The 18,619-nt window shown below is 35.4% G+C and carries 18 protein-coding genes; 3 read left to right on the top strand and 15 right to left on the bottom strand.

Annotated elements, in window-relative coordinates:
- Window positions 1–138: 138 nt before the first annotated feature.
- From IPK14_04415 to recF, 4 genes are all read right to left on the bottom strand, one after another.
- Window positions 139–1,416 (bottom strand): amidohydrolase, encoded by a 1,278-nt coding sequence (locus IPK14_04415; GenBank protein ID MBK7992668.1) that lies wholly within the window; start codon window positions 1,414–1,416, stop codon window positions 139–141.
- A 61-nt stretch (window positions 1,417–1,477) separates the two neighbouring features.
- Window positions 1,478–1,813 carry a hypothetical protein gene (locus IPK14_04420; protein MBK7992669.1) on the bottom strand — a complete coding sequence of 112 codons (336 nt, stop codon included), beginning with the start codon at window positions 1,811–1,813 and terminating at the stop codon, window positions 1,478–1,480.
- Between the two features lie 127 nt (window positions 1,814–1,940).
- The gene (gene gyrB, locus IPK14_04425) at window positions 1,941–4,433 is read right to left on the bottom strand and encodes a DNA topoisomerase (ATP-hydrolyzing) subunit B (protein MBK7992670.1); all 2,493 of its coding nucleotides are present in this window, start codon (window positions 4,431–4,433) and stop codon (window positions 1,941–1,943) included.
- A gap of 35 nt (window positions 4,434–4,468) precedes the next feature.
- Window positions 4,469–5,827: a DNA replication and repair protein RecF gene (recF, locus tag IPK14_04430; GenBank protein MBK7992671.1), complete on the bottom strand. Its 1,359-nt coding sequence runs from the start codon at window positions 5,825–5,827 to the stop codon at window positions 4,469–4,471.
- A gap of 135 nt (window positions 5,828–5,962) precedes the next feature.
- Between recF and folK the strand changes: the two genes are divergently transcribed.
- The 3 genes from folK to IPK14_04445 all read left to right on the top strand — a co-directional run bounded on the left by folK (window position 5,963) and on the right by IPK14_04445 (window position 8,431).
- Window positions 5,963–6,562 carry a 2-amino-4-hydroxy-6-hydroxymethyldihydropteridine diphosphokinase gene (folK, locus tag IPK14_04435; protein ID MBK7992672.1) on the top strand — a complete coding sequence of 200 codons (600 nt, stop codon included), beginning with the start codon at window positions 5,963–5,965 and terminating at the stop codon, window positions 6,560–6,562.
- Between the two features lie 93 nt (window positions 6,563–6,655).
- A complete protein-coding gene (gene panB / locus IPK14_04440; protein ID MBK7992673.1) occupies window positions 6,656–7,516 on the top strand; it encodes a 3-methyl-2-oxobutanoate hydroxymethyltransferase in 861 nt (286 codons plus the stop codon).
- A 24-nt stretch (window positions 7,517–7,540) separates the two neighbouring features.
- Window positions 7,541–8,431 (top strand): pantoate--beta-alanine ligase, encoded by an 891-nt coding sequence (locus IPK14_04445; protein ID MBK7992674.1) that lies wholly within the window; start codon window positions 7,541–7,543, stop codon window positions 8,429–8,431.
- Window positions 8,432–8,506: 75 nt separating this feature from the next.
- Here the strand turns inward: IPK14_04445 and IPK14_04450 are convergent, their stop codons facing one another.
- From IPK14_04450 to rpmH, 11 genes are all read right to left on the bottom strand, one after another.
- A complete protein-coding gene (locus IPK14_04450; protein ID MBK7992675.1) occupies window positions 8,507–8,977 on the bottom strand; it encodes a PilZ domain-containing protein in 471 nt (156 codons plus the stop codon).
- A gap of 154 nt (window positions 8,978–9,131) precedes the next feature.
- Complete coding sequence (locus IPK14_04455; protein ID MBK7992676.1) at window positions 9,132–10,007, bottom strand: ParB/RepB/Spo0J family partition protein; 876 nt, start codon at window positions 10,005–10,007, stop codon at window positions 9,132–9,134.
- On the bottom strand, window positions 9,985–10,758 hold the full coding sequence (locus tag IPK14_04460) for a ParA family protein (GenBank protein ID MBK7992677.1): 774 nt from the start codon (window positions 10,756–10,758) through the stop codon (window positions 9,985–9,987). The genes IPK14_04455 and IPK14_04460 overlap by 23 nt, the downstream gene beginning before the upstream one ends.
- 107 nt (window positions 10,759–10,865) lie before the next feature.
- A complete protein-coding gene (rsmG, locus tag IPK14_04465; GenBank protein MBK7992678.1) occupies window positions 10,866–11,522 on the bottom strand; it encodes a 16S rRNA (guanine(527)-N(7))-methyltransferase RsmG in 657 nt (218 codons plus the stop codon).
- Window positions 11,522–13,402, bottom strand: coding sequence for a tRNA uridine-5-carboxymethylaminomethyl(34) synthesis enzyme MnmG (gene mnmG, locus IPK14_04470; protein ID MBK7992679.1), 1,881 nt, complete (start codon window positions 13,400–13,402; stop codon window positions 11,522–11,524). The genes rsmG and mnmG overlap by 1 nt, the downstream gene beginning before the upstream one ends.
- Window positions 13,403–13,594: 192 nt before the next feature.
- Entirely contained in the window at window positions 13,595–14,989 is a 1,395-nt protein-coding gene (mnmE, locus tag IPK14_04475; protein MBK7992680.1) for a tRNA uridine-5-carboxymethylaminomethyl(34) synthesis GTPase MnmE, read from the bottom strand.
- Window positions 14,990–15,114: 125 nt separating this feature from the next.
- The gene (locus IPK14_04480; GenBank protein ID MBK7992681.1) at window positions 15,115–15,570 is read right to left on the bottom strand and encodes a hypothetical protein; all 456 of its coding nucleotides are present in this window, start codon (window positions 15,568–15,570) and stop codon (window positions 15,115–15,117) included.
- Window positions 15,571–15,598: 28 nt separating this feature from the next.
- Entirely contained in the window at window positions 15,599–17,377 is a 1,779-nt protein-coding gene (gene yidC / locus IPK14_04485; GenBank protein MBK7992682.1) for a membrane protein insertase YidC, read from the bottom strand.
- Between the two features lie 125 nt (window positions 17,378–17,502).
- Window positions 17,503–17,745 (bottom strand): membrane protein insertion efficiency factor YidD, encoded by a 243-nt coding sequence (yidD, locus tag IPK14_04490; GenBank protein ID MBK7992683.1) that lies wholly within the window; start codon window positions 17,743–17,745, stop codon window positions 17,503–17,505.
- Window positions 17,700–18,071, bottom strand: coding sequence for a ribonuclease P protein component (gene rnpA, locus IPK14_04495; protein ID MBK7992684.1), 372 nt, complete (start codon window positions 18,069–18,071; stop codon window positions 17,700–17,702). Before rnpA ends, yidD begins: the two co-directional genes overlap by 46 nt.
- Before the next feature lie 81 nt (window positions 18,072–18,152).
- Window positions 18,153–18,296 carry a 50S ribosomal protein L34 gene (gene rpmH / locus IPK14_04500; GenBank protein MBK7992685.1) on the bottom strand — a complete coding sequence of 48 codons (144 nt, stop codon included), beginning with the start codon at window positions 18,294–18,296 and terminating at the stop codon, window positions 18,153–18,155.
- Window positions 18,297–18,619: the final 323 nt, after the last annotated feature.

The following is an 18,619-nucleotide window of genomic DNA, read 5'->3' on the forward strand; positions in this document are numbered from 1 at the left end:
TTTTAAGATATTTCAAAAATTTATTTTGTTAACAAAATAGCCACTATGTGGCTATTGATAATAGACTGGTTAGGGCTGGGCTAATTAAAAAAGCGGGCAAATTACCCGCTTTTTTTTGCATTCAAACTTATTTTAAGGCTATTTCAAACTATTAATAATTTGCTCACGATATTTTTTAGTTTGTTGGTTAATTTCTACCTCATTAAGAGTTAAGACTTTTCCAGACTGCATAACTACTTTTCCATTAATAATGCTGGTTTCTACATCGCTACCTTTTGTTGAATAAACTAAGCTAGAAAAAAGGTTATAAACAGGTTGATGATGAGAAGTTTGTAAGTTTACAACCACAATATCGGCTCTTTTTCCTACTTCTAACGACCCAATTTCTTTCTCAAGGTGAATAGCTTTAGCACCGCGAATAGTCGCCATTTCTAAGGCTTCCCGCGCACTTAACACAGTAGGATTTTTTGAGTTAAGCTTATGTAATTTAGCGGCTGTGTCCATTTCTTCAAATAAATTTAAGTCATTATTTGATGCTGCTCCATCTGTTCCAAGACCAACTGCAACACCTGCTTTTAACATTTCTGGCACAGGTGCAACCCCGCAAGCTAATTTCATATTGCTTTGAGGATTATGCGCTACACCTACACCACGTTGTTTTAGCAGCGCGATTTCTTCCGCGTTTGCCCAAACGACGTGTGCAGCAATTAAACGGTCGCTAAGTAGACCTAGTTTTTCCAAGTGCATAATTGGACGTGAACCATAACGCTTAGTAATATCGTCTACCTCTGCTTGAGTTTCTGCTAAATGTATGACAATAGGGATGTTTTGCTTTTCAGCAAATTCTTTAACAGCTTTCAAATGGTCAGGTTTTACTGTGTAAGGTGCGTGTGGAGCAATTGCAGGAATAATTAACGGATGGTTGCGCCAACGTTCAACAAATTTTTCTGTGTAAACCAAAGCTTCTTGAGGGGTTTTATTGTCAGCTACAGGAAAATCTATTAAGGTTTCACCCAGTACGCCACGCATCCCTGCTTTAGCTGTTGCTTCGGCAATGGTGTCTTCAAAATAGTACATATCTACATAAGTAGTCACACCGCCTTTAATCATTTCTAAACAACCAGCCATTGTTCCCCAATAGCAAAAATCTTTAGAGACATTCTTAGCTTCAGCCGGAAAAATATATTTTTCTAGCCATTCTTGAAGCAGCAAATCATCTGCAATTCCTCGAAAGAAAACCATAGGAACATGAGTATGAGTATTGATTAAACCAGGAATAATTGCTTTTCCTGTAGCAAGAATCTTTTTCTTAGGTAAGTATTTTTTGCTTAGATCAATGCGTGATCCTAGATCGACGATCCGATCACCTTTGATTGCAATATATCCGTCTTCGATCACTTCTTGACGATCGTTCATCGTTACGATCGAGCCGCCTACGATCGCTAGATCAATAGATCGGCTGGATCGTTGATCTGTTTTAGCTGCTAGGACGTGATCGTTTTTCTGTTTGTTGATCTGTTTTGTTAGCTGTTTGAGTTAAAAAGCTAGATGTTGGATCGAAAACTTTTGCTAGATCAACTGATCGTTGCTTAGATTGTTGATCGTCCGATCTTTTTGATCTGTCCGATGGATCTGATTTTTGCGATCGTCGATCTATAGTTGATCTATTTTTAGATAGATCAGACTTTGTAGTGTTTGAGTGGATCAGATTTTTACGATCATTGATCTGTTTAGCTAATAGATCAATGGATGAGATCAAACAAAGTAAAATAGCAACGATCACTATTCTAAAAGTCCATTTACCCTTACCCATTTTGTTATTCTCCTGATTTTTAAGGGATTGTAAGAAATTTAATTTGAAAATATTTCTTTAGGTAAAATTAAAGGGCGGTTGTTGTTCCGCCCTTTGATTTAGTTAGAAATTTTATAGCACAAAGCTTTTAGACATCCAAATTTCGTACATCCAAAGCAAAATCCTCAATAAATTTTCGGCGAGGCTCAACAGAATCACCCATTAACACCGTAAAAATTTCATCTGTTTCTACAGCATCTTCTATCCGAACTTGTAAAAGTGTACGTTTAGCAGGATTCATAGTTGTTTCCCAAAGTTGGTCTGGGTTCATTTCTCCTAAACCTTTATATCGTTGGATTTGGATGTCTTTTTTAGCACTATCCAAAATATGTTTAACTAGCTCATCTCGTCCATTTACTTCAGTTACATTATTATTTTGGCGAATTATAAAAGGAGGAACTAAAGAATTAGACAACTCTAAATGAAGCGACACAGACTTTTGAAATTCAACGTGTGTTGCTAGTTCCCAATCAATTAACATTGTTCCACTAGAAACCGCTGTACTACGTACAACTTCTATTTCAAATAAATTATGTTCTTCATCTTTTTTGATTTCTGACTTATAACCAGCTTTAGTTAAAGCTTCCTGAACTTTTGTTAGGGGTTGCACGGTTTCAAAAACTTGATGAAGTGTTGCTAAAGAACGCATAACACCAGTTTTTCCAGCTAAAGCTTCTAAAACTATACTTAATAACAGACGATCTTGGAACCGTTTTTCTAGCTTTTGGTAGTAGGTGTTAAATTCTATTTGTTTTTCCATTACTCGGATTAACTCACGACCTTCTAACACTTTACCAGATTCTTTAACCGTAACTTGTACATCTTCAGTAGACTTTTTCATCAAGTAGCGATTAAGTTCTTTTTCATTGATTATGTATTGTTCCGAGCGACCTTTTTTAACCTTAAAAAGCGGTGGTTGAGCAATATAAATATTTCCACGCTCAATAAGTTCTGGCATTTGCCTATAGAAAAATGTAAGTAAAAGGGTTCTAATATGGCTACCGTCAACGTCCGCGTCCGTCATTATCACAACTTTGTGATAGCGTAACTTGCTCACATCAAAATCATCTTTTCCTATGCCTGTACCAAGAGCAACAATCATCGCGCTAATTTCACCGTGTGCAAGCATTTTGTCATAACGAGCTTTTTCAACATTAAGAATTTTACCTTTTAGAGGTAAAATAGCTTGAAAACGACGATCCCGCCCTTGCTTTGCGCTCCCACCTGCACTATCGCCCTCTACAAGGTAAATTTCACAGACATTTGGGTCACGTTCTGCACAGTCGGCTAGTTTGCCGGGTAGACTGCTACCATCAAGCGCACCTTTACGGCGGACTAATTCGCGGGCTTTGCGGGCTGCTTCACGGGCGCGGGCTGCGTCTATGGCTTTGGTGATTATTTTTTTGGCAACAACAGGATTTTCTTCTAAATATCTGGAAATATTTTCATTAAGGAAAGATTGAACTTGTCCGCTAACATCACTATTAAGCTTGCCTTTGGTTTGACCTTCAAATTGTGGTTGTGGGATTTTTACGCTAATAACAGCTACTAATCCTTCGCGTAGGTCGTCACCTGTCAACGTGCTACTATTTTTCATGTTAGTTTGGGCATAGCTATTGATAGTACGAGTTAGCGAAGTACGAAAACCTGAAAGGTGAGTTCCTCCATCAACAGTATTGATATTGTTAGCAAAAGAATAGATATTTTCTGCATAACTATCATTGTATTGGATGGCTACTTCAAGACCTAAAGGATCGTCAGAAGAAGGAAGTTTTTCAAAGTACATTGGTTGAGCATGCAAAACGGTTTTATTTTTATTTAAGTGACTAACAAATTCTGCAATTCCACCTTTATAGTAAAATTCATGCTCGCGTTCTGGACTAACACGTTCATCTTTAATTGTGATACGTAAACCTTTGTTAAGAAAAGACTTTTGCCTTAAACGATCGGACAAAATATCAAAATTAAATTCTGTTACAGTAAAAATTTCTGGATCTGGCTTAAAGGTGATTTTTGTTCCTGCACGACGGGTTTTGCCTGTTTGTTGGAGAGGGGCTTGGGGATAGCCTCGCTCATATTCTTGTTCGTAAACATCCCCTTCTCGACGAATTTCTAGTCTTAACCATTCTGATAGAAAATTCACCACACTAGCACCAACACCGTGTAGACCTCCAGCAACTTTATAGGCACTATCACCAAATTTACCACCAGCATGTAATTCTGTTAGCACGATTTCTGCGGCAGAACGCTTTTTAGGGTCATCTGGGTGAATATCTGGGGGGATACCTCGCCCGTCATCAACTACGGTTACGGAATTGTCAATATGAATAAATACTTCAATATTTTTGCAATAACCTGCTAACGCTTCATCAACACTGTTATCAACAATTTCATAAACCAGATGATGAAGTCCTGCTTCACCATTTGAGCCAATGTACATTGCTGGACGAGTTCTAACGCCATCTCGGTCGCTAAGAATTTGTATGTCTTTGCCTGTATAGTGGCCGTTTTCTGGGGTAGGGAGAATGTCTTCTCCAGGACTTTCTACTGCAATGCTTAAAGCGGTATTGTTGTCTTTCATAGTTTCCTTCTGCGTTAAAATTTATAATTAAAAGGTTAAAAGGGTGCCCGATGACGATCTTCTTCATCAATAGAAGGCTCTTCTTTAAAGTCTTCTTTGACTAAAAAGACGTTGTTGCTCGCTGATGTTTTGACTGATTCAATTTGTAAATTCTCTTTATTTTCTACTAAATTATTTACAGATAAATCAGTAGTTTTTGTTATTATTTCATTGTTTTCAAAAATTTGTTTTTCAAAAATATTTTTGACTATTTCAAAAATATTTTCAGAAGTATTTTCTATAATTTTTCCTTGTGAAATAAAATTGCATTGAGCTTTTTTCTGGTATTGTGAAGCTATTTCACGTTTTGAAGTAGAGATAAAGACCTGCATTTTATTTGCTAAATGATCTAAAAGCAGAGAAATCCGTTTTAAGTCAAGTTCTGCATCAATATCATCTATTAGAAAAATTGGGTATTCTTCAAAGGTTTGATGATAAATAGCTATTTGTGCTAAGTCTAGTGTAATCAACGCGCTACGTTGCTCCCCAGAACTTCCAAATTTACTTACTTCTTGACCATCAATAAGGATTTCTAGCTCATCTCTATGAGGCCCAATCAGTGAATAACCTACTGCAATTTCATTTTCTAAACGTAAGCGTAAACGTTCTGTAAGTATTTTTTTGTAATCTTCAGTAGAAGATTTTTGACTAACTCCATGTTGAGCAAGCGAAGAAAGATAATTAATTTCTATTTTTTTCTGGCTAAAAAGTTGTTTATTTATTAACTTACTTAAACGATTTGTATAATCAACTCTTGATGAATGAATACGGGTACTATATTCAATAAGCTGTTGATTCCATGAAGCTATTAAATCAATAAATTTAGATAAATTTTGACTTTCTTGAGCTTCTTTTAGCAGAGTATTTTTTTGTTTTAGAACACGGTTATATTCTGAAATAGTTTTTAAGTAGCTAGGCGTAAGGCTAACAATACCCCGGTCTAAAAAGCGTCGTCGTTCGGCTGGTTCACCCCGAACAATTTGCATTTCTTCAGCACAAAAAACTATTACATCTAAATTACCTAAATATCTAGTAACAGCTTCTCTTTTACCATTAATATAAAAACTTTTAGTATTTTCTTCTAAATGAACTTGTAAATCTTTTTGTAATCTTTCTCTTAGAACGCTACCACGAACAAAGGCTTGTTTAGATGTTTGGTTTGTAGGGTTAAGTCTAAAAGTTTCTTTTAGTGTTGAAGTGCGAAAAGATTTTGTGCTAGCAAGTAGATAGATTGCTTCTAGCCAATTTGTCTTTCCCTGTGCGTTATCTCCACATAAGATATTGATACCTGGGGAAGCTATTAACTTACCAGATAGATTACGAAAACCTTCGGTATAAATTTCAGTAATAATCATAGGATTAAAAGTAAATATTTTATGCTATAACTTCAATATTTTAACATAATTAACTTGAATAAGCTAGCACGTAAAGCCGATTAAAATTAGCAAGAAAATTTCTAATTTATTAAGCCATTTAAGGACATTATTTAGATGCAAAGAGAAGAAAAAAGTAACTCTATTTCGCCTAAATTTTTATTATCTTCTTATAAAAACTGGGCAGCTATTGGTTTAGGCAGCAACCTAGGCGATAGAAGCGCAAATTTACTAAAGGCTATTTCTTTGTTAATTAATCAAAAAATAAAAGTAATTGCTATTTCAAATATTTACGAGACTATGCCAGAAGATTACTTAAACCAATCAAATTTTTTGAATATGGTTATAGTTGTTGCAGGAGATGATTTACCTACACCAGATAAGTTATTGCAGTTATGTTTAGAAATAGAACATCAACTTAAACGCGAAAGGCTTATTAACAAAGGGCCCCGAACAATAGATTTAGATTTATTACTTTATAATAATTTAGTAATAGATAGCATAGTAGATTTAGAAAAATACTATTCTAATATACAAATCTCACAATTAGATTTAGTGTTACCTCATCCTAGAATGCACTTACGAGGTTTTGTTTTAGTACCATTGCTAGAACTTTTACCAAATGGACAACATCCTGGCTTAAAAGAGAGTTATAGGTCATTACTTGAAAAACTAACGTTGGATTTAACAAACAAAGTTGTTTATTATCAGGGCTAAAAGCTTATTGTAGCCTAGGTGTTTCTCTTTGTTTTCTTTGCTATAATGTGCAAAAAACAATAAATTAACTTCTGTTATTGATAGGAAAAAGTTATGAGCCATTTCACTGGTGATACATTAGGAAAAATTACTGTTCAAGTAATTCAATCCAGAAAAGAGAAAAAGCAAAAAATAACGGCTTTAACAGCTTATGATTATCCTTCAGCACGTTTGGTTGATGAAGCAGGGATTGATATTATTTTAGTTGGGGATTCACTAAGTAATGTTGTCTTAGGGCATGAAAACACACTTTCTGTAACATTAGATGAAATGCTTGTGTTTGCTCGTGCAGTGCGCCGGGGATGTAAACGGGCTTTAGTGGTTGGGGATATGCCTTTTGGCTCCTATCATATTAGTGAAGAACAAGCTCTTATATCAGCCGTGCGTTATATAAAAGAAGGTGGAGTTGAGGCGGTAAAGATTGAAGGTGGGCGAAATCGTGCCTTACTAGTAGAAAGACTAGTGGAAAATGAAATTCCTGTAATGGGTCATATTGGGCTAACTCCTCAATCTGTGCATAAAATGGGGGGCTATAAAGTTCAAGGAAAAACCATTAACGCTGCACAAAGTTTGATTGAAGATGCTGTAACGCTTGAGCATGCAGGGATTTTTTCTTTAGTATTAGAAGGTATTCCTGAAGAAATTGCTGAAATGATTACAGAACGCATTAGTATTCCTACTATTGGTATAGGTGCAGGTCTTCATTGTGATGGGCAAATTCTGGTTTATTCTGATTTACTTGGGTTAACTTTTGGTCATCAAGCTAAATTTGTTCGTAAATATGCAGACCTAAAAATTACGATTAGCCAAGCTTTAGCAGAATATGTTGATGATATACACAAAGAAAATTTTCCTGCTCGCAAAGAGTCTTATCATATGCCTGAAGAACTATTAACTAAACTACGGCGGTCATAGGCGGTCATAGGCGGTCATAAAATTATGGAAATAATTAATCGTATTCCTAGAATGCGCTCAGTAACCCAAAAAATACGACGTGATGGACGTAAAATAGGCTTTGTTCCAACAATGGGAGCTTTACACGAAGGGCATTTAAGCTTAATTCGTCGTGCTAGGGCAATGAGTGATATTGTTGTAGTTTCAATTTTTGTTAACCCAATACAATTTGGACGAGGAGAAGATTTTGATGCTTACCCACGAGATCTAGCCCGTGATGCTGAACTCGTTTCTACAAGAGGTGTTGACTATTTATTTGCTCCTAATATTGATGAAGTTTACCCAGAGGATTTTTCTACTTATGTAATTGTTGAAGATTTAGGTGACAAACTTTGTGGTCTAAGCCGTCCTGGTCATTTTCGCGGTGTTTCTACAATAGTACTCAAGTTATTTAATGTTGTTCGCCCTCAATTTTCATTTTTTGGTCAAAAGGATGCTCAACAAGCAGCCATTTTAAAAAGAATGGTTAGGGATCTTTGCGTAGACACAGAAGTTGTAATTTGTCCAATTGTTCGTGAGCCAGATGGTTTGGCTATGTCATCTAGAAATGCTTATCTTAATACAGAAGAAAGAAAAGCGGCTCTTGTACTTTCTTTAGCCTTGCAACAAGCTAAGAAACTTTATCAAGATGGTGAACAAGATGCAGGAAAAATAATTTCAGCAATGCGACAAACAATTGAAAATGAACCGTTTGCTAGAATTGATTATGTTTCTATTGTTGATAATGAAAGTTTAGAGTCTCTTGATATTATTGATGAAAAAAAAGCAGTATTGATTGCTTTAGCAGTTTTTATTAATAGAGTTAGGTTAATTGATAATATTACCCTTAATACTTCAACTCAAGATGAGGATGATGAGCCGAGTTCATTTTTTTAAGCTGTAAGACTTGGGCCAAAACACTCTTTACAATCACCATAGGAAGTTTTGTTAAAGCTATATGAGCCTAAAAAATTATGTTTCAAAATTAGGCTTAATTATATGCTCAACTGTTTGGGGTTTACTTTTAATAGAAGTCAAATACTCTTGTAGTATTTTTTTATCTTTTTCGCTAATTTTTATAAATTTTATCCCTAATAAATAAACATACTCTTTACTATCTACTTTTTGATAACGGCAAGTTTGACCAACAATGTTGATAGATTTTTGGGGGAGAGCTAGTTCTATTTCCAAATAAGTATGTGTGTCATTACTAAAATGAGCGTGTAGTCCATCAACAGTAATTAAAGGGGATAAAATGCTAATACCTGTTTCGCTTAAGTCAAAAGCTTTTCCTTGAATAATTCGAGAGCTACGGCGATCTCTACCCCCAGTTTGAGCTATACGAAAACAGGCTGGTAGGTCTACAGTATAGCGAGGGCTAATACCCCACTCTAGTATAAACCGACTAAAAGTTTTGCGAAGTTTGTCTTTTAATTTACCCAATTTCCCGCCCCTCTTTTGCTAGAAATATTTTGTTAGGGCTTTTGTTTCTTATTAAAACTTTTGTGGTGTGCAAGTCTTATTCTAAATTAATTTTTACTTACTAGGAAGGACTTTTTTTCTTAATAAGTGAATTTTAATAAATATCTAATAGTTTTTATAATAATTCTTCTCCTATTTCGCCGCTTGTAGCTTTTCCTATTAATATTTCATATAGCCGGTCTAGTTCATCTTCAGAATGAAAATCTATTTGAATCCGACCACCATTTTTATTATTAAAATGTATTTTTACTTGTGTTCCAAATCGATATTGTAATTTTTTTTCTGCATCTTTAACATTTGGATCAACTGCTACAGGCTCAATAGCAATAGGTGTAGAGCAAAGCTGCTCTACTAGTTTTTCTACTTCTCTAACAGAAAGCGAAAAATTAATAATTTTTTGTGCAATTTGAAGTTGTGTTTGAAGATCTTCTAGTCTAAGTAATGCTCTAGCATGCCCCATAGAGATTTTTTCTGTTGCTACCATTTGCTGGATTTCTTCAGGTAATTTTAAGAGCCGGATTATATTGGCTACAGATGAGCGTTCTTTACCTACTCTACGCGCTACTTGTTCTTGGGTAAGTTTATAGCTGCTAATTAATTTTTGGTAAGCTAAGGCTTCTTCAATTGCATTTAATTCCTGTCGAGCAATATTTTCTACTAGGGCTAGCTCTAATAATTTATCATCAGCAATTTCTTTGACTATAGCAGGGATTTTTAATAGCTGGGCTTTTTGTGCTGCACGCCAGCGTCTTTCCCCTGCAATAATTTGAAAACGGTTTCCTTTACGACGAACTAAAATAGGTTGGACTAAACCATTTTCTTCTATAGATTCAGCTAGTTCATTTAGCTTTTGTTCATTAAAAACCGTGCGAGGTTGTTCATCGTTAACTTCAAGTAAATCTAGGTCTATTTCTAATAGTTCCTCTGTTCCAGAGCTTTCCATAGGTGGGAGTAGTGCTGATAAACCTTTACCTAGAGCCTTTTTGCTCATGACTAATTACCTCCTTAGCTAATTTTAAGTAGCTATCAGCCCCTTTTGATTTTAAGTCATAAAGCATTATTGGTTTACCGTGGCTTGGGGCTTCAGCTAATTTAACGTTTCTAGGAATTATTGTCTTAAAAACTTGTCCACCAAGAAAATCTCTTAAATCTGATTTTACTTGGGATGCTAATTTAGTTCGCTCATCATACATAGTTAATAAAAAACCTTCTACAGCTAAATTAGGGTTTAAGCCCCGCCTTACTCTAACTAAAGTATCCCAAATAGCAGAAACACCTTCTAATGCAAAATATTCACATTGTACAGGAATTAAAACAGAATCAGCGGCTGCTAAGGCATTTAAGGTTAAAAGACCTAAAGAAGGGGGACAATCAATTAAAATATAATCATATTTTTCCCGTTCAGCTTCTAAAATGGATTTTAGCTTTAATTCTCGTTCTTCTAGTTCTACTAACTCTATTTCTGCTCCAGCTAAATTACGATCAGAAGGAGCAAGGAGTAAATTTTCTATTTCAGTTTTAATTAAAATTTTGTCTAAAGGCTCACTCATTACAAGTACATGGTAGAAGCTACGACGTAAGTTTTTGGCTACACCTAAACCAGAACTAGAATTTGCTTGAGGATCAATATCTATTAGTAATGTACGTTTTTTTCCTGTTGCTAGCCCCGCTGCTAGATTTATTGCAGTGGTAGTTTTTCCAACACCACCTTTTTGATTTGCAATGGCAATGATTTTCGCCATAAAGCCTTCTTTCTTACTTTTTGGTTTTTTAGAGGACTGTTAATAAATTAACATAACATAGGCGAATTAACAGATTATGTCTAGTGTTTTTTGTGAAAAACTTTGTTTCACGTGAAACATTCTTTTTTGTGAAAAAGTAATAGTACACGATTTTTACTTTCTGGCAATGCAATTATCTCGGATTCTCTGCCTAAAAACTTTTCTTTAGAAGTAGATAAAATATTATTTGCTGTTTGTAAAGAAACAAAAAGTATTATTAATTTTGATTTAGTAAATTTTTCTATTATTTTAGGGACTTGATTTTCAAGTTTTTCTAATGCTCGGACAGTTATTAAATCAGATTCTAAAGAAATATTTTCAAATCGGTCATTAACTATTTTTAAGTTAGATAAATTTAAGCTACGTCGCACTTCTGCTAAAAAAGCAGATTTACGCTTATCTGCTTCAATTAATGTTATAGACATGTCTGTTTTAGCAAAACAAATTGGTAATCCTGGAAAACCTGCACCAGTTCCTATATCAACGATGCTATTAATTTCATTAGAAATAAATTTTGTTACAAAAAGAGATTCAAAATAAAGTTGTTCTGCGGCTTGTTTGGGATTTGTTAAGGTGGTAAGGGAAATTTTTTGATTCCATTTAAGTAAAAGAGAAAAATGTTCTGCTGTTTTATCTATTATTTGATTTAGATTTGTTGGACAAAATTTATGGAGTTGGCAAAGTTTAACCAACTCCTCTTTCATTAAATCAATTTCAGATTTCATTAAATAGCTCGGTGTCTTAGTTCTAATTGGATATTAATAATAGAAAGTGCAGCAGACGTAACCCCAGGAATCCTAGAAGCCTGACCTATAGTTTCTGGTTTTACCCTTGTAAGTTTTTCTATCATTTCACGTGAAAGACCTGGAATAGATGAATATTCAAAGTCCATAGGAATATGTCTAGCTTGTGCTTTTGCTAGTCTTTCTGTTTGCACTTTCATAGTTTCAATATAGCCTGCATATTTAATATCGCTAACGGTTACATTTAGCTCTTCTGGATCTACTTTATCTTGCATATCTGCTGGAAGTAGCATTCTTAAGTGTTCTGCTGTAACTTCAGGGCGTTTTGCTAGTTGTGCTAAAGCCACACTTTCATTAAGTTTTATACCCGTAGCTTGACAGAAACGGTCTGCGGTTTCGCTGCCTAAAACAGCGCGTAGTTTAGTAAATGCTTGTTTTAGTTCTGTAATTCGTCCTTGTTTAGTTTGGAAATTAGCAAAACAAGATTCTGTTACTAGACCAATTTGCCGACCTAGTGGGGTAAGACGTTGGTCAGCATTATCCATTCTTAATAATAGTCTTACTTCTGAACGAGAAGTAAACATTCGATAAGGTTCATCAACACCACGAGAAATAAGATCATCTATAAGAACACCAATATAACCTAGATCCCTTGGTAAGACTAAACGATCTCGGCCTTGTATCGTAAGTGCAGCATTAATTCCTGCCATTAGACCTTGGCAAGCCGCTTCTTCATAACCTGTTGTCCCATTGATTTGACCAGCATGAAATAAACCTTGGACACGTTTAGTTTCAAGTGTGGGTTTAAGCTCAGTTGGGTCTACCATATCATACTCAATTGCATAACCAGGACGAATCATTGCTACTTTTTCTAGCCCAGGGATTTTTCTAACAGCTTGTTCCTGGACTTCTAAAGGAAGGCTTGTGGAAAAACCATTAAGGTAAATCTCGTTAGTATTATAGCCTTCAGGCTCTAAGAAAAGTTGGTGGCGGTCTTTATCTGCAAATTTAACAATTTTATCTTCAATAGATGGACAGTAGCGCGGGCCAATAGATTGAATTTGACCGCTATAAAGTGGAGAACGACCTATATTTTCGCGGATAATGTCGTGTGTTGACTCTGCTGTATAGGTAATATAACAAGGAAGTTGCGGTTGGGTTATCTCCTTTGTTTGGAATGAAAAAGGAGTAGGAACTTCATCTCCTGGTTGAAGTTCAAAAAGTGAAAAATCTATTGTCCGTGCGTCCAGGCGTGGAGGAGTTCCTGTTTTTAGTCTAGCCATAGAAAAACCTAGTTTTTTGATAGATTGACTAAGTAAAATAGCTGCTATTTCTCCAGATCGACCAGCAGAAAAAGTTCGTGGGCCAATATGAATTGTACCATTTAAGAATGTTCCCGTAGCAATAACTACTGCTTTAGCCGCTAGTTTGCGGCCATCCATAAATTCAACCCCAATAATTCTATTTTGCTCAACTAAAAGTTCTACTACTTCACCTTGACGAAGTGCTAGGTTAGGGATTTCTTCAAGTTGGCGGCGCATTTCTGTCCGATAAATTCCACGATCAGCTTGGGCGCGTGGTGATTGTACGGCAGGGCCGCGACTACGATTTAGCACCCGAAATTGAATACCAGCTTTGTCTATGACTTGTCCCATCATTCCGCCAAGAGCGTCTATTTCTCTGACAATATGACCTTTAGCGATTCCACCAACAGCCGGATTACAAGACATTTGGGCAATTAAATCTAAATTGATTGTTACTAGTGCGGTTGAACATCCCATTTTTGCTGCTGCTGCTGCTGCTTCACAACCTGCATGCCCAGCACCTATTACAATTACATCAAAGCTTTCATTAAACTGCATAAAATTGGCCTCTTACTTTTATAAAAAACAAAATTATCTCAAACAAACCCATAAAAAACAACCGCTAGAGTATTTATAAAGAAAAGTTTTCCACAGCTTGTGAATAACTTTAAAATACCTGTTTTCTAGTAATTAACTTGTGGATATAAAATATTAAGGGTTCGTTGCTGTGGAAAACTTTAGGCAAAATAATTATTTTCCTACACAAAATGTTGCAAAAATTTGTCCTAGGATATCTTCAATAGTAGTTTCTCCAGTTATCTCTCCCAATTTATTTAAGGCTAAATGTAAATGACACAAAGCAACTTCTTCAGAGAAACCCTCATTAAAACGATTGATTGCGTCTGATAACTGACTAATAGTATTAGAGAGCAACGCAAAGTGACGGGCATCTAAAATCAAAGTATCTTCTTGGTTTAAGATATCATGATGGAAAAACTTATTTACTAAATCTCTTTGTAAATTATCTATTCCTTGGCAAGTTTTAGCTGAGACAGAAAAAATCTTTTCCTCGCTAATTTTATTTCCTACTAATTCAATTATTTGTTGAGGTGAAATTTTTTCTCCAAGATCTGATTTATTGATGATAACAGCAAATGGGACAGGATTATTGGAGCAATTAAAAAGTAATTCTTTATCGTCTTGGTTTAACTCGGTTGAGCCATCTACTACTTGTAAAACCAAATCAGCATCTATCATCGCGCTATAGCTTCGTTCAATACCCATTTTTTCTACCACGTCTGTTGTTTTACGTATTCCGGCGGTATCAATTAAATAAATAGGGATACCACCCAGGCTAACTTGTTCAATAAGACTATCTCTAGTTGTACCAGGAACATCTGTAACAATGGCTCGGTCTTTTTGAAGTAGGACATTAAACAAGCTAGATTTTCCAACATTAGGACGGCCAACAATTGCTAAATTTACTCCGCTGCGAACAACTCGCCCAAATTGGTAGCTTTTAGCCAAACGATGAAGTTTAGCTACTAATGTGTTAAGACGTGTAGTTAAACTTGCAATAGAATCTGTGTTCAGGTTTTCTTCTACAAATTCTACGGCTGATTCTAGATGGACGATTATTTCCAAAAGTTCTGATTTAACAGGCTGAAGATAATTTGATAATTCCCCTTTAAGTTGGCGGGCGGCCAAACGTGCTTGGTATTCAGTTTGTGAGTCAATTAAATCTCTAACAGCTTCTGCTTGTGTTAAATCCATACGACCAGAAAGAAAGGCTCGCATAGTAAATTCACCAGGGCTTGCTGCGCGTGCGCCCAGGCTAAAACAAAGTTGTAGCAAACGACTTAGAATAAATGGGCTGCCATGACAGCTAATTTCTACTACATCTTGGCCCGTATAGGATTTAGGAGCTTGAAAATAGATAGCAATAGCTTGATCAATAAAAACGCTTTTTGAGTCCTGAATTTCTACTAGTTGGGCTTTTTGTATTGCAGACAAATCTGCTTTTGGGGCAAGTTGGGATAAGATTTTAGCTGAATTTGTTCCGCTTATTCTTATTACTCCAATTCCACCACGACCAGAAGGAGTTGAAATAGCTGCGATTGTGTCATCAAAGAAAAACATTGTCATTTTTGAGGCTAGCCCTGAAGGACTAGCCTATTATCAAATGCTACTACGTAGCATAAAGACTTTAAGGGTTTTGATTTAAGCCCCAGAGTGGTTAGTGACAATAGCCAAGTCCTTTAGTGCTTGGCTTAAGATAAATAAATAGTTACTTTGCGGTCGTCGCCTTCACCTTGGCTTTCTGTATGAAGGTCTGGAAATTCTGATAAAGCAAGGTGAACAATGCGACGCTCATTAGGTGACATAGGTTCAAAGGTAAAAGGTTTTTTAGTTAGTCGGACTCGTTCTGCTGCATGTTTTGCCATTAGACGTAATTCTTTTTCTCGCATATTACGAAAGTCTGCTGAGTCAAAAACAATTCTAGTGTCATCATCTAAAAACCGACCGTAGTTTTTATTAGCAAGATATTCTAGCGCATTAAGTAGTTCTCCGTTATGTCCAAGTAAAAAAGATACATCTTCGCCAGAAAATTCCAAATTTATAGAACTAGGGTTTGTGTCTACAGAGACTGACAGGTTAAGTTGAGAAAGCACTATGATTCGGTTCATAAATTCAGTAAGATTTTTAGCTATTTTTTCTTCTGACATTGCTAGAGTTCTCCTAATTTAACACTTTTTATTTAGCTTTTGCCGCAGCAGGCGCAACTTGAGAGCCGGATATTAATTTATTAATAAATAATTGTAAAGCGACACCAAAAATACTGTTAAACATCCAGTATAAAACTAGACCACTAGGCGCGCTAGCAAAGAAAAGGACAAAAAATACTATTGGCATTATATAAGTCATCATAACGCGCTGCATTTTTTGTGCTGGATCGTCTGTGGGTGCTGGATTAGGCATTATTGCTGTAGCTGCCATTGAAGCAACCGTCATAATTATTGGTAATATGTAAGTTGGGTCAGCAATAGACAAATCTTTAACCCAGAAAATAAAAGGTGATTGTCTAACATTAATAGACATTGAAAGATAGATGTAAATTGCCCAAAAGATAGGAAGTTGTAGTAGTAAAGGTAAACAACCTGCTAGAGGATTACCTTCCTTAAATAATGCCATCATTTCTTTTTGAAGTTCTTGTGCGCGGGGATCATCTGTTTTAAGTTTTTTAAGTTTTTCTTGAATTTCTCTTTGTCTAGGTTGGAGTTTTTTAGCCTTCTCCATTGCAACAGAGCTTTTCCACTTTAAGGGGAAGAAAACTAAGTTGATTAGTAGTGTGATAGCAATAATTCCCCATCCATAATTGTAAGTAACGCTGTAAATAGCTTTTATTGAAAAGTCAAGCACAGGAATAAAAGGTCTAACAATAAAAGAAAACATTCCATAGTTAAGCATTATTTCTAGGTCATGTTTGCTCTTAAGTAAATTTTTGCTAAGAGTTGCAAGTAAGTCGCTATCTTTTGGCCCGACAAAAACTAAATAAGGTTTGTCGTTTGCTAATGGTAAGGAGACAGAAAGTAAATGTTTTTCAGTCTCATTTTCTTTAATTGTAATATTTTCAATGGTGCTACTAGGTGCTTTTTCCGTTGGGACAACAGCCATAGCAAAATAATGGTCAATACTAGCAACCCAATCAATATTTCCAGAAAAAGATTTTGTTGCTCGCTCTTTGTTTTCGCCCGTTACATCTGTACCTGCAAGGAAATTTGTTTTTCCATTTTGGACTACTAATATTTGAGGTGGGGTATTTACATAAGGGTCAAATTTCTTAACAGATTGATCACCAAAATTAGGCCCAATTATTAGTTGGGCTGCTAGTGGGTTTGAATCTTTAAGAACTTTGGCTTGAAAATCAAAGAGGTATTTTCCACCTGTTATTTTTAAGCGTTTTTCTACTTCTATACCAGAGCGAGTTTTAAGGCTAAAGACAATTTCTTTTGTTTCATCCGCTTTTAATTCTATTGTTTCGCTTTCTTCATTAACACTATAGAAAGATTCATTTAAGACTTTAGTAAGGGTTTTATCTTCTACTTCTAAGCGAAGTGGTGCGCCAAATTTTTCTCTAGTTGTTTGAGAAACTAATTCTAAGGTTTTATACTCGCTGTTAGTTATTTCTCGACCGTAAAAATGATGAAGATTTAGAGATGTTAAAACTCCACCTTTATTATCAAAAATAGCAGTCCAAAAGGGAGTTTTAATAGTTATTTTTTTTGGAGCAACTGTTTCTACTTCAGGTGAAGGAATACCTACGTTTGCATCAGGGTTATTGCTATCTGTATTAGTTGTAGGTGTTAGGCTAGCTTCTGTTGAAGGTGTTAGGCTAGCATTGGGATTTGGTGTAGGACTTGAGCTAACTTGTTCTTTTGTAATAGCTTCTGGATAAAAATAAGAAACTGCAAACTGCCAACCTACTAAAATTAAAAATGATATCACTATAAAAGAAATAAAGCGTTTTTCCATAAAATTTTGTCTGTGTACCTCTAAATGCTTAAAGTTGTGAGAGAGTCTTATAAGCATTTACGAAAATAAAAAATAACTTAAGGCAAAACATAGAATGTTGACATAAAAGAAATCTGCCCTGCTAGTTACTTCACCGGATCATAACCCCCTGGATGGAATGGATGACAACGTAGTAAACGGCGAATGCCCAAGTAAATTCCTTTAATTATTCCATAGCGTGCTATAGCGTCTGCACTATATTGTGAACAAGTTGGAAAAAAACGACAAGCAGGAGGAAACATTGGGGAAATAAATTTTTGGTATACTTTGATAGCAGAAAGTGCTAAATAGCTTGGGGTTTTGGTAAAAAGTTTAACAGTCGTAAATATTCCTCTACTATTTGTTGAAAAGGAGTTTGAAGCATCGCTTTTTTGACATTGAACACTAAGTCGCAAGGCTGCATCAATTGAGGTTTGTTTTGTCGGAATATCTCTCTTAAAATTCTCTTGCATCTGTTTCTTTCTACTGCATTACCAATCTTTTTAGTAACAGTTACGCCAAAACGCGATAAAGTTTCATTATTTTTTAGCACAAATAAAGTAAATAAAGGGCTATTATAACGCCTGCCCTTATCATAAACCCGCTTAAACTCACGAGATGTTCTAAGTTTTTCGCTTTTATGGAAACGGGCTGATACTTTTGGTGTGGATGACATAGACAGTTACAAGATTTTAGAAAAAGAGCATAAATCCACCGCTACGCTTAACATAGGTAAGCGTAGCGTAAGCAAAGCTTTTTAGTAATGTGAAGGGGTCAAACGCTTACGTCCTTTAGCACGTCGTCTTGCTAAGACTAAACGACCACCTTTACTGCTCATACGCTCACGGAAACCGTGTTTTTTAGCGCGGCGGCGATTATTTGGTTGGTAGGTTCTTTTCATGGCTTACTCCTTTTTTATTAGTTAGTTTGGCTGCTTTTGGAAAAGAAGTAAGAATAAGAGACTTAACCTGCTAAGTCAAGTCTCGCGGGTAAATTAAAAAATTTTTATGTAGATAATTTTAGTTATAGCAATGGTAAAAAAAAAGGTTGTAATATAAGTAGCTATTATTTAGCATATCAAAACATCTCTTTGCCCAAGCTTTTAAGAGTTAATACTTTATACCTAAAATATAATAGGTAAATAATAATAATTTTTAATTTTAATTAGGACTATACTTTAGTAAGAAAGGGCAGTGCTTTATTACTTAACTTAACTGTTTAGTA

It is taken from the genome of Blastocatellia bacterium (assembly GCA_016713405.1).
Classification (GTDB): Bacteria; Acidobacteriota; Blastocatellia; order Chloracidobacteriales; family JADJPF01; genus JADJPF01.

Bases quoted from the DNA above. Each gene is read 5' to 3' on its own strand.
- mnmE (MBK7992680.1), bottom strand. From the start codon at position 14,989: ATGACAATGTTTTTCTTTGATGACACAATCGCAGCTATTTCAACTCCT.
- IPK14_04420 (MBK7992669.1), bottom strand. From the start codon at position 1,813: ATGGGTAAGGGTAAATGGACTTTTAGAATAGTGATCGTTGCTATTTTA.
- rsmG (MBK7992678.1), bottom strand. From the start codon at position 11,522: ATGAAATCTGAAATTGATTTAATGAAAGAGGAGTTGGTTAAACTTTGC.
- IPK14_04445 (MBK7992674.1), top strand. From the start codon at position 7,541: ATGGAAATAATTAATCGTATTCCTAGAATGCGCTCAGTAACCCAAAAA.
- rpmH (MBK7992685.1), bottom strand. From the start codon at position 18,296: ATGAAAAGAACCTACCAACCAAATAATCGCCGCCGCGCTAAAAAACAC.
- gyrB (MBK7992670.1), bottom strand. From the start codon at position 4,433: ATGAAAGACAACAATACCGCTTTAAGCATTGCAGTAGAAAGTCCTGGA.
- mnmG (MBK7992679.1), bottom strand. From the start codon at position 13,402: ATGCAGTTTAATGAAAGCTTTGATGTAATTGTAATAGGTGCTGGGCAT.
- rnpA (MBK7992684.1), bottom strand. From the start codon at position 18,071: ATGTCATCCACACCAAAAGTATCAGCCCGTTTCCATAAAAGCGAAAAA.
- IPK14_04460 (MBK7992677.1), bottom strand. From the start codon at position 10,758: ATGGCGAAAATCATTGCCATTGCAAATCAAAAAGGTGGTGTTGGAAAA.
- recF (MBK7992671.1), bottom strand. From the start codon at position 5,827: ATGATTATTACTGAAATTTATACCGAAGGTTTTCGTAATCTATCTGGT.
- yidC (MBK7992682.1), bottom strand. From the start codon at position 17,377: ATGGAAAAACGCTTTATTTCTTTTATAGTGATATCATTTTTAATTTTA.
- IPK14_04455 (MBK7992676.1), bottom strand. From the start codon at position 10,007: ATGAGCAAAAAGGCTCTAGGTAAAGGTTTATCAGCACTACTCCCACCT.
- panB (MBK7992673.1), top strand. From the start codon at position 6,656: ATGAGCCATTTCACTGGTGATACATTAGGAAAAATTACTGTTCAAGTA.
- folK (MBK7992672.1), top strand. From the start codon at position 5,963: ATGCAAAGAGAAGAAAAAAGTAACTCTATTTCGCCTAAATTTTTATTA.
- IPK14_04480 (MBK7992681.1), bottom strand. From the start codon at position 15,570: ATGTCAGAAGAAAAAATAGCTAAAAATCTTACTGAATTTATGAACCGA.
- IPK14_04415 (MBK7992668.1), bottom strand. From the start codon at position 1,416: ATGAACGATCGTCAAGAAGTGATCGAAGACGGATATATTGCAATCAAA.